This window comes from Exiguobacterium sp. H66 (assembly GCF_018618705.1).
GTDB classification, from domain to species: domain Bacteria; phylum Bacillota; class Bacilli; order Exiguobacteriales; family Exiguobacteriaceae; genus Exiguobacterium_A; species Exiguobacterium_A oxidotolerans.
The window spans coordinates 414,163-429,394 of the sequence record NZ_JACSMQ010000002.1; the positions used below are offsets into that span (position 1 = coordinate 414,163).

At 45.6% G+C, this 15,232-nt stretch carries 16 protein-coding genes and 2 pseudogenes; 9 read left to right on the plus strand and 9 right to left on the minus strand.

The window, feature by feature from the left end:
* Nucleotides 1-103 precede the first annotated feature (103 nt).
* A complete protein-coding gene (locus KNP88_RS05395) occupies nt 104-712 on the plus strand; it encodes a YktB family protein (RefSeq protein WP_214768895.1) in 609 nt (202 codons plus the stop codon).
* A gap of 33 nt (nt 713-745) precedes the next feature.
* Here the strand turns inward: KNP88_RS05395 and KNP88_RS05400 are convergent, their stop codons facing one another.
* The 6 genes from KNP88_RS05400 to KNP88_RS05425 all read right to left on the minus strand — a co-directional run bounded on the left by KNP88_RS05400 (nt 746) and on the right by KNP88_RS05425 (nt 5,720).
* The gene (locus KNP88_RS05400; RefSeq protein ID WP_029331533.1) at nt 746-1,255 is read right to left on the minus strand and encodes a hypothetical protein; all 510 of its coding nucleotides are present in this window, start codon (nt 1,253-1,255) and stop codon (nt 746-748) included.
* Nucleotides 1,256-1,384: 129 nt separating this feature from the next.
* Nucleotides 1,385-2,446: an ABC transporter substrate-binding protein gene (locus tag KNP88_RS05405; protein ID WP_371816049.1), complete on the minus strand. Its 1,062-nt coding sequence runs from the start codon at nt 2,444-2,446 to the stop codon at nt 1,385-1,387.
* 15 nt (nt 2,447-2,461) lie between these two features.
* A complete protein-coding gene (locus KNP88_RS05410; RefSeq protein WP_088837844.1) occupies nt 2,462-3,265 on the minus strand; it encodes an ABC transporter permease in 804 nt (267 codons plus the stop codon).
* Nucleotides 3,262-4,071, minus strand: a complete 810-nt coding sequence (locus KNP88_RS05415) for an ABC transporter permease (protein ID WP_214892674.1) — start codon at nt 4,069-4,071, stop codon at nt 3,262-3,264. The genes KNP88_RS05410 and KNP88_RS05415 overlap by 4 nt, the downstream gene beginning before the upstream one ends.
* Nucleotides 4,068-5,162 (minus strand): ABC transporter ATP-binding protein, encoded by a 1,095-nt coding sequence (locus KNP88_RS05420; RefSeq protein WP_214892676.1) that lies wholly within the window; start codon nt 5,160-5,162, stop codon nt 4,068-4,070. Before KNP88_RS05420 ends, KNP88_RS05415 begins: the two co-directional genes overlap by 4 nt.
* Nucleotides 5,163-5,174: 12 nt before the next feature.
* The gene (locus KNP88_RS05425) at nt 5,175-5,720 is read right to left on the minus strand and encodes a helix-turn-helix domain-containing protein (RefSeq protein WP_214892678.1); all 546 of its coding nucleotides are present in this window, start codon (nt 5,718-5,720) and stop codon (nt 5,175-5,177) included.
* Nucleotides 5,721-5,912: 192 nt separating this feature from the next.
* Between KNP88_RS05425 and KNP88_RS05430 the strand changes: the two genes are divergently transcribed.
* From KNP88_RS05430 to KNP88_RS05440, 3 genes are read left to right on the plus strand one after another with little or no spacing between them, the layout of a single operon-like run.
* On the plus strand, nt 5,913-6,758 hold the full coding sequence (locus KNP88_RS05430) for a DegV family protein (RefSeq protein ID WP_214807155.1): 846 nt from the start codon (nt 5,913-5,915) through the stop codon (nt 6,756-6,758).
* A 59-nt stretch (nt 6,759-6,817) separates the two neighbouring features.
* The gene (locus KNP88_RS05435; RefSeq protein ID WP_214768903.1) at nt 6,818-7,546 is read left to right on the plus strand and encodes a tryptophan-rich sensory protein; all 729 of its coding nucleotides are present in this window, start codon (nt 6,818-6,820) and stop codon (nt 7,544-7,546) included.
* A 51-nt stretch (nt 7,547-7,597) separates the two neighbouring features.
* Nucleotides 7,598-7,945: an iron-sulfur cluster biosynthesis family protein gene (locus KNP88_RS05440; protein WP_214892680.1), complete on the plus strand. Its 348-nt coding sequence runs from the start codon at nt 7,598-7,600 to the stop codon at nt 7,943-7,945.
* A gap of 263 nt (nt 7,946-8,208) precedes the next feature.
* Here the strand turns inward: KNP88_RS05440 and KNP88_RS05445 are convergent, their stop codons facing one another.
* On the minus strand, nt 8,209-10,251 hold the full coding sequence (locus KNP88_RS05445) for a putative bifunctional diguanylate cyclase/phosphodiesterase (protein ID WP_214892683.1): 2,043 nt from the start codon (nt 10,249-10,251) through the stop codon (nt 8,209-8,211).
* A gap of 201 nt (nt 10,252-10,452) precedes the next feature.
* On the opposite strand from KNP88_RS05445, the pseudogene KNP88_RS15615 reads away from it, so the two are divergent.
* Together KNP88_RS15615 and KNP88_RS15620 are read left to right on the plus strand one after the other, a co-directional pair.
* Nucleotides 10,453-10,629, plus strand: a pseudogene (locus tag KNP88_RS15615) (helix-turn-helix domain-containing protein); the annotation flags it as partial.
* A gap of 2 nt (nt 10,630-10,631) precedes the next feature.
* Nucleotides 10,632-10,844, plus strand: a pseudogene (locus KNP88_RS15620) (zinc ribbon domain-containing protein); the annotation flags it as partial.
* A 159-nt stretch (nt 10,845-11,003) separates the two neighbouring features.
* On the opposite strand, the gene KNP88_RS05455 reads toward KNP88_RS15620, so the two are convergent.
* Both KNP88_RS05455 and KNP88_RS05460 read right to left on the minus strand, forming a co-directional pair.
* Nucleotides 11,004-11,762 (minus strand): anti-sigma factor, encoded by a 759-nt coding sequence (locus KNP88_RS05455; protein WP_214892686.1) that lies wholly within the window; start codon nt 11,760-11,762, stop codon nt 11,004-11,006.
* Nucleotides 11,762-12,307 carry an RNA polymerase sigma factor gene (locus KNP88_RS05460; protein ID WP_088837853.1) on the minus strand — a complete coding sequence of 182 codons (546 nt, stop codon included), beginning with the start codon at nt 12,305-12,307 and terminating at the stop codon, nt 11,762-11,764. The genes KNP88_RS05455 and KNP88_RS05460 overlap by 1 nt, the downstream gene beginning before the upstream one ends.
* A 229-nt stretch (nt 12,308-12,536) precedes the next feature.
* Here KNP88_RS05460 and KNP88_RS05465 point away from each other — a divergent pair, with 229 nt between their 5' ends.
* The 3 genes from KNP88_RS05465 to KNP88_RS05475 all read left to right on the plus strand — a co-directional run bounded on the left by KNP88_RS05465 (nt 12,537) and on the right by KNP88_RS05475 (nt 14,658).
* The gene (locus KNP88_RS05465) at nt 12,537-12,800 is read left to right on the plus strand and encodes a metal-sensitive transcriptional regulator (protein ID WP_088837854.1); all 264 of its coding nucleotides are present in this window, start codon (nt 12,537-12,539) and stop codon (nt 12,798-12,800) included.
* A 239-nt stretch (nt 12,801-13,039) separates the two neighbouring features.
* On the plus strand, nt 13,040-13,843 hold the full coding sequence (locus tag KNP88_RS05470) for an SMP-30/gluconolactonase/LRE family protein (RefSeq protein ID WP_214767090.1): 804 nt from the start codon (nt 13,040-13,042) through the stop codon (nt 13,841-13,843).
* 107 nt (nt 13,844-13,950) lie between these two features.
* Nucleotides 13,951-14,658 carry an MBL fold metallo-hydrolase gene (locus tag KNP88_RS05475; RefSeq protein WP_214892689.1) on the plus strand — a complete coding sequence of 236 codons (708 nt, stop codon included), beginning with the start codon at nt 13,951-13,953 and terminating at the stop codon, nt 14,656-14,658.
* Nucleotides 14,659-15,232: the final 574 nt, after the last annotated feature.

The window sequence follows — 15,232 nt, forward strand, 5'->3', positions numbered from 1 at the left end:
AAATTTTTATTTTTTTAAGTGTACTGCATTGCACCTAAGAAAATCTTCAAACGCTCTTTTTCCTAGACGGATTTGTTACAATGTAAACAGAGGTGATGAATACATGAGTACTCAATTTACAAAGGAAGCCTTCGAAACGTTTGAAATCGAAGGGTTAGAAAACCGGATGGAAGCGATCCGGGAACGGATACAACCTGTTTTCCGGCAGATTGGCGCTGAAGTCTCACCCGATTTGACAGTCAATCTCGCAGAGGATATGTATGTGCACATCGCACAACATGCAAGACGCAAGGTAAACCCGCCTAATGATACGTGGATGGCGTTTTCTCCAAACAAACGTGGTTATAAAAAACATCCGCATTTCCAAGTCGGACTCTTTGATGATCATTTGTTCATTTGGCTCGCTTATATCTACGAGCTTCCTAATAAACAACAATACGCGACACAACTTCTCGAGCAACAAAATTTGTTACAGGACTTACCGGAGGACTTCGTCATTTCCTACGATCACATGAAAAAAGAAGCAGTTCGTGTGACTGATGCAAACCTTGAACAAGGATTAGTTCGTTTTCGTGATGTAAAAAAAGCTGAATTTTTAATCGGACGGCATGTTTCCGCCCAAAAAGTCAGCACAATGTCCCATGATGCATTACTTGAATTGATTCGAAATACCTACGACCATCTCGTGCCGGTCTATAAAAAGGTTAAATAAAAAGGATGGCCTATAAGGTCATCCTTTTTCTCATTAGTTATATTTTACTAGAATTGACATGACTTGTGTACGGTCAGAATTTAAATTTAGATAAATGTTGACCTTTTTCGCTGAAACGGTCATCGTGTTGAACATTGGATCAAGTTTAGCAGTTGGATACGCTTTTTTTACTTCCTTGACAGAAATCGTGCGTTTGACCATTTTCGGATCATATACGATTGCTGAAACTTTTGCTTTACTGTCTTTTACTCCGTACGTCGAACAATAATGAACGGAACGATCGGGTGTCATAAGCCCGTTACCACTTTGGCACCAGTTCGAATTTTTTTCACCTTTATATGCACTATGTACCTGTGCGAGTGTCGTTCGGTTAAGTTTAACGTTTTTGTCGAGTGACTTAGCATAACCGGCGTTCTTCTTAATATGTTGAAGCCAATTGACATCCGTTGGTTTCGTTGCTTCTGCTGATTGATTATATGAAGTGCCTGACACGACGCTGACGGCAAGAGCTGCTGTTAAGATAAGTCCTAAGATTCGTTTCATGGTGTTACCTCCTAAAAATGCTTTGTTAAATAACTCATTCCCCCATTTCTCAAAAAATACTCATCTTCCATACATTTTTTAGAAAAATATTTTAAAAAAGGCTGGTATCCGTGGGATACCAGTCCTTTGTTATTTTTTATGCATTTTAAACTCTAAGAATAATTCATTGTAATGGGCAAGCATCTTTTTCCCCAAGTTTTTGTAGACTTCGAGTGTATCCGTCACAGCTTTATCCGGATAGAACCGTTCGTCTTCCCGTACCTCTGCGTCGAGGAGCTTTAAAGCATCTTTGTTCGGTGTCGAGTAGCCGACATAATCCGTATTCTTCGCAGCGATGTCCGGGCGCAACATGAAGTTGATGAACGCATGTGCCCCTTCGACGTTTTCCGCCGTTTTTGGAATGACGACATTATCAAACCAAACGTTCGATCCTTCTGACGGGATGACGTAGTTCAAGTCTTCATTTTCACTCATGATTTCATTGGCATCACCGGACCAGACGACCCCGATCCCGGCTTCTTCGTTTGCGAGCAGTAGCTTGATTTCATCTCCAACGATCGCTTTGACGTTCGGCGTCAGGTCCATCAAGTTCGCTTTTGCTTCCTGGAGCTTGTCTTCGTCCGTTTCGTTCAAGGAATAACCGAGACTGTTTAGACTCATCCCCATCACTTCACGGGCTCCGTCCGCTAATAAGATTTGATTTTTAAAGGCAGGGTCCCATAAATCTTTCCAACTCGTTGGTTCTTTTCCATCAAGCAGTTTTTGATTGTAGACGATGCCGACCGTCCCCCAAAAATACGGGATCGAATACTGATTGCCCGGGTCGAACGGCAAATCAAGGAAACGATCATCGATATGCTTGAGATTCGGAATTTTCGATTGATCAATCGGGATGACGAGATCTTCTTCAATCATCTTCGCAATCGCATAATCTGAAGGAACGGCGATATCATACGTCGTCCCTCCTTGCTCAATCTTCGTCAACATCGCTTCGTTCGAGTCGAATGTCTGATAGACGACTTTAATTCCTGACTCTTCTTCAAACTGATCGATTAAGTCCGGGTCGATGTAATCCCCCCAGTTGTAAATATTCAAGACATTTCCCCCGGAATAGCCTTGTGTCGCGTTTAAGCGGTTCAAAGCAAACAGGATGACGCCCGAGATTAGAAAAATCGTTACGAACAATTGGATTAATTTTTTCAACGGTCATTTCACCTCCGGTCGTGACAACTTCGCTACAGAACGTTGGTTCAAGAAATAGTAGCCGATGACAAGTAAGAACGTAAATAAGAAGATGACGGTCGACAAGGCATTGATTTTCATCGAAATCCCTTGGCGTGCCAATGAATAGATTTCAACGGATAAGGTCGTAAACCCATTCCCCGTCACGAAAAATGTCACAGCAAAATCATCGAGTGAGTACGTCAGTGCCGTAAAGAATCCGGCAAAGATCCCCGGTGTGATGTACGGCAAGATGACTTTCGTCAGGACGTCCAAACGACTTGCCCCTAAATCACGTGCCGCATCGACGAGCGTCGGGCTCATCTCTTGCAGTTTCGGCAAGACAAGGATGACGACGATCGGGACAGAAAACGCGATGTGCGACAGTAAGACGGATGTAAAGCCAAGTTGAATCCCGAGCATCGTAAAGAAGATTAAGAACGATGCTCCGATGATGACGTCCGGACTGACAATCAAAATACTATTAAGTGTCAGGAGCGACGTTTCAATCCGCTTTTTCCGAACTGCTTGAATTCCAATTGCACCGAACACGCCGACAATCGTCGAGATCGCTGCTGAGAGCAAGGCGATAACGAGTGTATTCAAGACGATGATCAAGAGGCGTGAATCTTGAAAGACTTCCTTATACCAATCCCACGTGAAGGAATCAAAGTTCGTCATGTTATCTGCACTGTTGAACGAATAGAATGCGAGATAGAAGATTGGAGCATACAAGACGATGAAGACACCAATCAAATATAGGTTTGCCAGTTTAAACCGTTTCATCATGTCGTCGCTCCTTTCTTCCGTTTTGTACTCGTCAAGGCGAGAATGATGGCCATCGCGATGATCAAGAAGACGGCGATCGTCGCACCCATCCCCCAGTTTTGGGTGACAAGAAATTGTTGTTCAATTGCTGTACCGAGCGTGATGACACGGTTCCCGGCAATCAGGCGGGTAATCATGAAGAGTGATAACGCCGGGATGAAGACAAGTTGACAGCCTGACTTCACACCATCAATCGTCAATGGGAAGACGACACGACGAAATGTCGTAAAGTTCGATGCCCCTAAGTCACGTGCCGCAAAGACGAGCGACGGACTTAACTTTTCGATGGCATTAAAAATCGGCAAAATCATGAACGGGATGAAGATGTAGACCGACACGAAGACGAAGCTGAAGTCCGTGAACAGGATTTGCTTCCGTCCGATGCCAATCGCTTCAAGCGTTTGGTTCGCGAGTCCGTACGTGCTGAACAGTCCGATGAAGGCATAGGCTTTCAGCAGCAGGTTGATCCAGGTCGGTAAGATGATCAAGAGCAACCAAAGTTGTTTATGCTTCGTTTTCGTCAATAAATAGGCTGTCGGATAACCGATCGCAAGCGAAAACAACGTGATTAAAAAGGCATACCAAAATGAACTGAGCGTCATCGTCAAATACGTCGAGGTAAAGAAATTCTGATAGTTGACGAACGAGAAGTTTCCATCTAAATCAAGGAACGAATAATAGACGACAAGTACGATTGGAGCGATGACGAATAAGGCAATCCAAAATGTATAGGGAATCAGGTACCAGTTACGTGTTTTTTGCATCATAACACCCCATCGTACGATTCAAGCCGTTTATCAAAGTCTTCTTCCGTCTCATTCAGACGCATGACGTGAATCGCTTCTGGATCAAATGTCAGACCGATATGCTCACCGACCGTCGCTTTTTTCGTACTGTGGACGAGCCACTCATTTCCGACTTCATCGATACAGGCGATTTCATAATGGACGCCACGGAAGAGTTGCGAATCGACCGTCACCCGCAGCTTCCCTTGGGCGACATGCGTGATTTCTAAGTCTTCTGGACGGATGACGATTTCGACCGGTTCATTCAATTCAAGTCCACGGTCGACACATTCGAATTCTTTTTCTGCGAACGAGACGAGGTAATCGTTTAACATCCGTCCCGGAATGATGTTCGACTCACCGATGAAGTCGGCGACGAAGCGGTTGATCGGTTCATCATAAATGTCGGTCGGTGTCCCCGATTGTTGGATCGAACCATGATTTAAGACAAAAATTTCATCCGACATCGCCAGCGCTTCTTCTTGATCATGCGTGACGAAGATGAACGTAATCCCAAGACGACGCTGTAAGTCGCGCAGCTCGTATTGCATCTCCGTCCGCAACTTCAAATCGAGTGCTGACAAGGGTTCGTCCAGTAAAATCACTTCCGGTTCATTAACGATTGCCCGGGCAATCGCGACACGTTGACGTTGTCCACCCGACATCTCTGTGATTTCACGTTTTTCGTAGCCTGATAAGTTAACGAACTTCAACGCATCAAGGACACGTTGCTTAATGTCTGCTTCTTTGACCTTTTTGATTCGAAGGCCGAAGGCGATGTTCTCGAAGACGTTTAAGTGCGGGAACAAGGCATAATCCTGGAAAACCGTATTGACTTGACGTTTGTTCGCCGGAACATCGTTAATCCGTTTTCCGTTGAAGATGATTTCACCCGCTGTCGCTTCCGTAAAACCGGCAATTAAGCGCAGGACTGTCGTTTTACCGCAACCGGATGGGCCGAGCAATGTGTAGAACTTCCCCCGCTCGATTTCGAAGCTGACACCGTCGAGGACGGTTTGGTCGTCAAACTGTTTTGATACTTCTTTGAATTGAATGATCGTATTCGTTGTCACTTTAGTTCCTCCTTAAAGATACGAGTCGGTTGCTGTGACGAGAAGTTTCGCCTCCGTCGCTGACTCGTTTCGTAGTTGATGGATTTCTGACGCTTTATAGTAGAACGTCTCACCTTGTTTCGCCCGGAATATTTGTCGACCGAGTGCGAGTGTCACGTTACCTTGGAGGACATAAACGAATGTTTCCGATCCGGACGGTTCATAAGCTTTAAATGAACTGTTCGCAGCAAGCGTCAACAGGACCGGTTCCATTTCTTTTTCATTCGACTCCGGAATCAACCAGGTGACGTGGTACCCTCGTTCCTCATCGGCATAACTCGTGACATCGTCTCGTGTATAAACGACTTTCTGATTCAGCGCCTCCTCATCGAAAAAGTCTCTTGCTGAGATGCCTAATACTTCAAGGAGGCTAAATAATGTCTCAATCGAGGGAGAACTGATCTCTCGCTCGATTTGCGAAATATATCCCTTACTTAAATCGGTTCTTTCCCCGAGCTCTTCTTGTGTCAATCCTTTTTGAAGACGCAAGTTTTTAATTTTATTGCCAATCGTACGCACTTTACGCCCTCCTCTCCCATACTGTTCCTGAGTTTAGTATAAGACGACTGAAAGTTTACTAATCACGTACCGATTATAGCGTACTGACTTTTTTTAGCAAGGGAAATTACTCACTTTTTTCAGGAAGGTTTGACACCGGTAACGCTTACACCTACAATTAATATCAGGTACTAAAATGAGGAGGAATTCACGATGCGCATTGCTTGGATTACAGACAGTACGACGATTGTGCCAAACTCAATCGTCGACCATCAAGACTTAACGATCGTCCCGTTACTTGTCATGAAGGATGGTGAAAGTTTTATCGACGGTGTCGATGTCAATGCTGAGACTGTCTATAGCTGGATCGATGCCGGTCATAAGGTCACGACGAGTCAACCTTCGATTGGGACTTTTACGGAACACTATGAAAAACTAAAAGCAGACTATGACTTCGGATTTGCCGTTCATTTATCGAGCGAACTGAGCGGTACGTATAATGCTTCCATTCAAGGAGCAGAAATTGCTGGTTTTCGTCTGATTGCGATTGATTCCCGTTGCGGTATCTATCCAGCAGGACAATTACTTGCGGAAGCGATCCAGTTAGCAGAACAAGGAGTTGCGATTGAACAAATCGAACAGATGATTTTAAAACGACGGTTCGATCATCACATCGAATTTACCGTCGAAAACTTAAAACAGTTGCAAGCTGGCGGTCGCATTTCATCGACGAAAGCTTTCGTCGGTAATTTACTTCAATTACGCCCGCTCTTCCACTTCGAGGAGGGCAAAATCGTTCCTTACCAGACGGTTCGGACCTTCAAGAAAGCGCACTCCAAAATTTATGATCATCTCGTCGAAATCCTTGAACGTGGTGACGTAACGGATATTTCACTGTTTCATGCCACAGCGTACGACTTAGCACGGGAATGGAAGGTAAAACTCGAGGCGCGCTTCGATGTCTCGATTCGTATTGACGACCTTACGCCTGTCCTCGGCTCACACACCGGGAATCCGGCGATTGGCATGTCATTCTTGAATCCGACAAGCCGACACTAATGTCTAAAACTGAAAGATTCAGGGTAAACCTTCTTTAGAGATTAAAGGAGGTTTTTCTATTGAAAAATAAATGGATTTGGTTGAACTGGCTTGGTTTCATCTTTGCTGTAACAGTTAACGCACTCGACGGTGGGAAAACCGGTCGTATTTCCGACACGATTCCGACGTTGTTCAAACCTGCCGGGTATGCGTTCTCGATTTGGGGACTCATTTATGGTGTTTTACTTGTTTGGTTGATTTTACAGACCATCCCAAAGTTCAAAGAACATGAAATCGCAAAAAAAATCGGTCCTTGGTTTTTGATTAGTTGTCTCTTTAATGCCGCTTGGATCGTCACATTCGCTTACAAACTTTTCCCATTGACGCTCGCCGTCATGATTGGTCTACTCGCTTCTTTGATGGTCATCTACTCGAAGGTCGATCGCGAAACAAAAGCCCTTCGTTTTAAAGTCCCGTTCTCCCTTTACATCGGCTGGGTCTCGGTCGCGACAATCGTTAACGTCTTCATCGTCATGCAGACGCAAGGCATCACGAAGTTGCTCGGCATCGGTGACGCCGGTTGGACGATGATCATGCTTCCGGTAGGTGTCATTGTCGCACTCATCTTTATGTTTGCGAACCGCGATCCGATTTATCCGCTCGTCTTCGTTTGGGCCTATATCGCAATCAACTTTAAATCAGATGACGGTCTCGTTGATACGGTCGTCCTCGGTAGCGTCGTCGTCCTTCTTGCAGGATACGTCTTCTTACTCGTCCGGATGCGTCGGCAAATCCATGTGAGCAAGTAACGTTATTTCTGTTTGAAACACGCGTATACTGGAGACAAAGGAGTGATTGTCATGAACATCACATTTACAGGTCCCGCACTTGACCGGATTGAACAATTGCGCGGTGACATCAAAGGACAGCTTCATCTTTATTACGACACAGAAGGATGCGGTTGTGGAAACTCCGGTATCTTCAGTATCCGTTTCGTCGAGTCGGCGACTGACGAAGATATGACGATTGATTCAAATGTCGGTCCCGTCCTCGTCAAACGTTGGTCGAGTCACTTTCTCGATCAAGACATGACACTCGATTATAAAGAAGAATCAAAATCACTGATTTTAAAAAGCGACGGACAATACTTCAATACGAATGTTCTTGTGACCGATCATACCGGCTGTCAGTTGACACCGAATCGGTAAGTACAAAAAAGGCAGCCTCCCTTGTGGAAGCTGCCTTTTGTAATAGTTGGACAGACAGAGGCTGCGTTGATTACAGAGTCACGGTCATCTATAAAATGTACTAGAGTTCTGTCTGCATCGTACACGAGTCGAGTAGGTTTTTCCTCCCGATCAACCTACTACCAATACGTTTTTCGTCCCCCATATCTTCGCACGCATCATGCCGGCGTGCTTATCTAGCTTACGTAACCAATCCGTGATTGGATTTAAAAAACAACATTTTTTTAGCCGACATCACGTACTGTGCGCTCAATCGTCTGCTGATCCAAGTCCTTGACGTTCATCGGACGGCTATAATAATACCCTTGTCCATAATCACAGCCGAGGCGTTTTAAAAATTCGTGCTGTTCGAGTGTTTCGACACCTTCCGCCACGACCTCAATTCCGAGACTTTTCGCTAATTGAATGATCATTTCCGTGATGGCCGTGCCCCGCTCGTCATGCGGAACCTCATCGATGAACGATTTATCAATCTTTAAGATATCGATTGGTAAGTGCTTCAAGTGGGTCAGTGAAGATAACCCTGTTCCGAAGTCATCCAAAGCAATCGTCAGACTCAACTGTTTCAGTTCACCAAGCATCATCAGGGCCCGTTCCAAGTTTTCCATGACAGAGGTCTCCGTAATTTCGAGTTGAAGATGAAGCTCTCCCCCGCGTTCGAGTGAATGATGGACAATCTCTTTAATCATTGAATTATGAGACTCCGACCGGAAGTGCATCGCTGATAAGTTGACCGACACTTGACGAATGAAATGATCCTCCTTTTTCCACAACTCCATCTGGTGAACCGTCTCCTTCAAGACCCATTCCGTCAGTCGATGAATCAAACTGTACTTTTCAGCAATCGGAATGAACTCGGCCGGTGAGATGAAGCCGAGTTTCGGATGGTTCCACCGAATCAGGACCTCTGCTTGTTCGACCTTCCCTGTCGCTAACGCAATCTTCGGCTGATAGACGAGATTAAATTCTTTGTAATCGGTCATCGCCTTTCGGAGTGAACCGACAATCAACTGTTCCCGTCGATCCGAGTGAATCAATTCATCATATAAAACAAACCGATCGCGCCCTTCATTTTTTCCAGCCCGTAAGGCACTCTCCATCTGACCAATCCGCATCTCTAACGTTTCTTCCGGATTCGGCAAGATGACACCAATCGTCGCAGTTAAATGAATCTCTTGATTTTCAAGGAGCATCGGTTGACGGATTTGCTCGAGCACCTGATTAAATGAACCCTCAAGTTGTTCCGTATCGACTTGTTTAATCAAGAAAAATTGTGTTCCGTTGTAGCGGATACAGGCTTCCTCTTCGCCGAGGATTTCTTTAATCCGATCTGCAAACTGACGAATGATCGTATCCCCTTGATCAAAACCGAATGTGTCGTTAATCCACTTATAGCCGTCTAAATCAATCAACGCCATCGCCATCGTTTGTTTCGAGCGGTTGTATTGTCCATCCACCTTCATCATGTGATGGTCAAGCCAGCGCCGATTGTGCAGTCCCGTCAAATGGTCCGTATAGGCCATCATTTGAAGTGCGCGTCGTTCCAAGTGGATGTAGAGTCCCGTAATCAAGATGATTAAAATAAAGATTGGAATCGCCACTTCACTCAAGATGTTCGACGTGATCGGGTCATTTGATAAAACGGTAGTGGAATCAGCCGGGATACAAAATGTCGTTCCGAGCATGCCTACGTAATGCATCGCTGATACGGCTAAGCCCATCAATGTCGCGACAGGGATTAAAATGCGTTTTTTGTCGACATGGCGCGTCATATAAAGCAATAATAGCGCCACATAGGCAACCGTCACGGCAATCAACACTGAAAGAGTGAAGATGCCGGTGTCATAACGGATATCTCCCCCAAACTGCATCGCGGCCATCCCCAGGTAATGCATCATTGTAATTCCAATCCCGATGAGTGAACCTGCAAGCACGGCTTTTTTACGCGTAATCGCAGAATAATATAATAAATAAAAGGCAATCCATGCAGCCGTGATCGCGGGTACGACCGAGAGTAACATCAGGACCCAGTCATAATTGACCGCGACCGATAATTCGAATGCACCCATTCCAATAAAGTGCATGCCCCAAATCGATAACCCCATCGTCAATGATGAAAGAAGCAGTGTTCGTTTTCTTAAAGATGTCGCTTTAGCCAAGCGTCGATTGAGTTCAAGCGAGGCGTAGGATCCGACAATGGCGACGATAACCGATAGGATGACCAGTGCCTCTTCATAGTGTTTCGGTAGTATGATCCATTCATTCATTGTGTAAGTGCCTCTCTTTTTGACTGACATTCCTATTAGTATCGTCTTAATTCGTCATTTCTTTCAGTACTGTTTCGAATTTTTATCAAAATCAGGCGAGAATACGCCCAATTCTAAACAATTCGGGTGAAGCCCGAGTGAAAGTGGGAGATGAATCGCCCCCTCTCTTTCGGGTATATCCGTTGTAAGGAGGTGAACATCATGTTGACTCACAAGGCCTACACATTCAGAATCTACCCGACAAAAGAGCAGGAAATCCTGATCGCGAAGACGATCGGTTGTTCGCGCTTCGTCTTCAACCACTTTTTAGCGAAGTGGGATGAGACATATAAAGCGACAGGTAAAGGACTGTCCTACGGGTCTTGTTCGAAAGAACTCCCGTCGTGAAAGTCGGCAAGACCTTCGCCTCTAGTCAACTGTGTTCCAGTTGCGGACATCAACACAAAGACGTGAAACATCTTGGCTTACGTGAATGGACATGCCCAAGTTGCGGCATCCATCACGACCGCGATGTGAACGCAGGACTGAACCTCAAACAAGAAGCTGAACGCCTCTTAGCTTCTTCAACCGTCGGGACGACGGAGTTAGCCTGATCAATTTTCGACCGTTAGGTCGGATCACTCAGGAATTCTCCACCTCTAAGCGAAGAGTAGGTGGAGGTAGTTCAAACAGTTTGATGTGTTTTTCGACTATTTTGGACGAAATATACAAAAAAGAGACCCACATTTGTGGATCCCTCGACATTTCTTCTCTTATAGTGTAGCGGATGCAATGACTGCTCCGGTTGGTTGTTCTAAATCTGGTTCAGGTTCGACCGTAATTGCGACGGCATCAATCTTGCCACTGCCTTTGAGTGCAAAGACTGCTGCTGCTTGACCATCTTGTTCGATGACTCCGTTCGCCTGCACTTGATCGCCTTGAATCGTCCACATCTGATACAACTCGCCTTCTTTAAGCGGTGGCAAGTCTTTCAATTGAACGAGCATGTATTCTTTATCGTCTTTCGTAAAGATCATGCTCGATCCTTGAATCGAAGCCGTACTCTCGAAGTTTCCCATGCCATTCACTTCATCCAGCGCTAACGCTTCTGTTTGTTCTGGTTCATCTTGCGCTAAGAAATAGGCGTTCGCTCCAAGCGATAATAAGAGAACCGCTGCAATGCTCATTAACCAACCGAGTGGGACTTTTCGTCTCGTTTGCTTTTTCGCACGTTTTGTCTCGAGTTCCGAGGCATGTTCCGGTGTCGGCTGTGTTGTTTTCACAATGTTAGGAGGTTCTAGATCCGTCTCGTTTGACGAAGCAAGGACTTCTCCTAAGATTCTTGATTTCATCCCAGCCGGTACCGGTCGTTCTGGAAGTGATTCCGCGATGGGAAGCATCAATTCTTCCATTTCTTGTAGCGCCTGCTTGCAGTCGTCACAAGTCGCAAGATGTGCTTCGAACGCGTCTCGATCGGCTGCAGATAACGTTCCATTAAAGTAATCAATTAAATCATGACAACGTTCTTCCATCAACGTTCCCTCCCTTCCAATAATTTTCGTAACGCTTGAATCGCACTCCTTATCCTCGTCTTCACCGTTCCGAGGGGCAATTCGAGCTGATCTGAGATTTGTTGTTGCGTTAACCCTTTAAAATAGACGAGCTCAATTAATTCTTGTTGCTCCGGTTTCAATGCTTGGACCGCTTCACGTACTTCAGAAGCCGTTTCCCGTTCGACGACCGTTCGTTCGACCGGTTCATCAAACCCACCGTCTCGTTCTTCAATTTCAATTGTCGGTTGTCGCTTTTCACGCCGCAAACAATCAAGCGCAGCATTTCGGGTAATCGTCAACACCCACGAAGAGAACTTTCCTTTCTCCGTATTGAAGTCAACACGTCCATTCCATATCTTCATCCAGACTTCTTGAATAACTTCTTCAGATAATCGATCGTTGTTCGTAAAGCGATGTGCGAATGAAAACAACAGCCTCTCGTATTTATCATATAACGTTTCAAGAGCCTGTTCATCTCCTCCACGCATCTGATGATAAAGCGATTCATCGGATTGAGTATGCATCCTTCTCCCCCTTGTGATTAGTCAGCCTTATCATATAGTATACGCAAGCTGACGCAAAATCGTTTTAGTTTTCTTTCGTTATTTTGATTATTTTTCTCCACCACATCCATATTCCCTGTTCTATCAAAAAATATAGCTGAAAAATCGATTGAATTGACAGAAATACCATGATGGGCATAGCATGAAGGTATCGAGAATACGTGTTGCACCTTAGAATGGAGGAAAACGAATGGATTACGATCAAAAGATGAAAAATCGGGTCAGTCGGATTGAAGGACAACTGCGCGGTATCTTACGGATGATGGAAGAAGGTCAAGATTGTCGTGACGTCATCACTCAGTTATCCGCTGCACGGTCAGCAATGGACCGGACGATTGGTGTCGTCGTTAGCTCAAACTTGATTGAATGTGTCAAAGAGGCTGAAGCCAGTGGTGAGGGACAAACAGAAGACTTAGTTAAGGAAGCTGTCAGTCTTCTTGTCAAAAGCCGTTAATTTAAAGGATGGTCTTCATTTCGGTAAACTTCCGAGCTGAAGACCTTTTTTAATAGAATCGATTGAATTTTCGAGCGGACGTTTTAGATTAAAGTAAAACAGGTACATTTACTGTGGATACTATGATTCATTTTAGATCACGACACAAACGACTCATATCGCTCTCTTCATTAAGATAGCAATGGTAATTTATCTTCACTTGATTGATTCAAGCAAGACCACACGTAGGAGGAACATATATGACAGTCTCACTTTTTATTGATGTAGCATGCAAAACAGGCGAATCGCCTGTCTATGACGCCAAAACGAAACGCTTTTATTTCGTTGACATTCCAAACAAGCTGTTCTTTTCATATGATTTGACGACCGAGGCCTTGAAGCCGTTCCAAGTCCCGAGCGCGATCACTTCAATCGCTTTAACCGATGCCCCTGATTTTCTCCGGGTGACTTCAGAACATGGTTTCGGAACATTCGATCTGAAAGAAGGTCATCTCTCACTCGAAACGAAGTTGACGATGCCCGACTCGGATCGGATGAACGACGGTAAACTCGATCCATCTGGACAGTATGTAGCCGGTAGCATCAATGAAGAGGACGGGGAAACGGCCAGTCTCTACCGTTTGCGTCACGATGGCTCAATCGATGTTTTGCATGATGGACTCACGAATTCAAATGGTCTCGTCTGGTCAGAGGATGGAACGACACTGTACCATATCGACACACCGACTAAAAAAGTCTACGCCTTTGACTATGCACCCGATCAACCCTTGACGAATCGTCGCGTAGCAATCGATTTAGAAGAAGAAGATGGTTTTCCGGACGGCATGACGAAAGACCGGGATGGACATGTCTTCATCGCGCATTATGCCGGTTCTTGCATCACACGTTGGAATCTTGAAACGGGTGAGAAGCTCGCACACATCGATTTCCCGGTTGCAAATCCGACGTGCCCAATCGCTTATGAAGATCGTCTGCTCGTCACGACAGCGGCAGATGGAGACGATTCTGCGCATGCTGGTGCCGTCTTCGAAGTCACGTATTAATTTTTGTTTACTCCTCGGTCCAGTCGAGGAGTTTTTTTGTAGACGTCTGTACTAAAACAGGTGATACTAAAGTATCGACGATTATTTTAACGAGGGAGTGAAACGCTATGCGAATCTCAACGATTGAACGACTCCATCAATTACAGACGACACCATCTTTTTTTCCGGTCAACTGTTACCTTTTTGAAGAAGCCGATAGCTTGACCTTGATTGATACCGGGATTTCACTGAATGCCAAAGCAATCCATCGCGTCATCAAGTCCCATCACAAACCGTTACGTTCCATCATCTTGACGCATGCCCACGCTGATCATGTCGGTTCACTCGACTTCTTAGCGAATGCCTTTCCACTCGCCGAAGTGGCAATCAGTTACCGCGACGCAGCGCTTCTTAGCGGTGACGAATCGCTTCGTGAAGGAGAGACGACACCCTTAAAAGGGGGCATCCCGAAAAACATCAAGACACGACCAGACCGTCTGCTTGAAAGCGGCCAACAAGTCGGAAGCCTGAGCGTCATTACGTCTCCCGGGCACACCCCGGGCTCGATTTCCTTATGGCATGAAGGCAGTCGGACGTTGATTGCCGGAGATGCCTTCCAAACACAAGGTGGAATCGCTGTTTCCGGCGATACGCGCTGGCAGTTCCCGTTCCCTGCTCTCGCGACTTGGGATAAAGACGTCGCCTTGAAGTCCGCCCATCAATTGACGGAACTGACGCCCGACATCCTTGCGACTGGACATGGTCCTCTCGTTCTCGCACCGAGCTATGAAATGCGTGAAGCTGTCGATCGGTTTGAACAATGGTTAAAACGCTGATCCCACAACAATCTACCGAACCCTTTGTCTCGCTTAAAAAGCAGGAAGTGCGGGAGATCAAAGCGTCTTTTTTCGTTGCTTTCCTCGGGCGACCTCTGAAAGTGCGTTAAAAACGCACTTTCCCCGTAGGAGTCAACGAAACGTGACGCTTTTTTAGACCGTAGCGCAAGTATAGACAAGTCATGCAGCCGATTTAGAGCGCAATCCGCCTTGAATCGCATTAAACCGAAAAAAGCAATCGGTCGCGCCCCTGTCGCTTTGAAGACGAGACGAGGAACTGATCGCATCTAGACATAGCGTATTCACTTCTCACACAAGTTTTTCTACATGCTCAAAGGGTCTGATTCAAAAGCGGGAACCACTCTCGATTAAAAGGAATCAGGACTTTTCCATACGTATCTCAGTCAAACACTCAACTATCTGAAACAATAAACATTTGTATAGATATGGCCGATGATCCCGTCAAAAGTGGGTCATCGGCCATTTGCTTAATGGAGGACGGGAATGTTCATCCTCGACCCCTGTGGGAAAAGGTAGCGCGATTCGCGGTGAGGATAACAAAACCGTCTGTCAC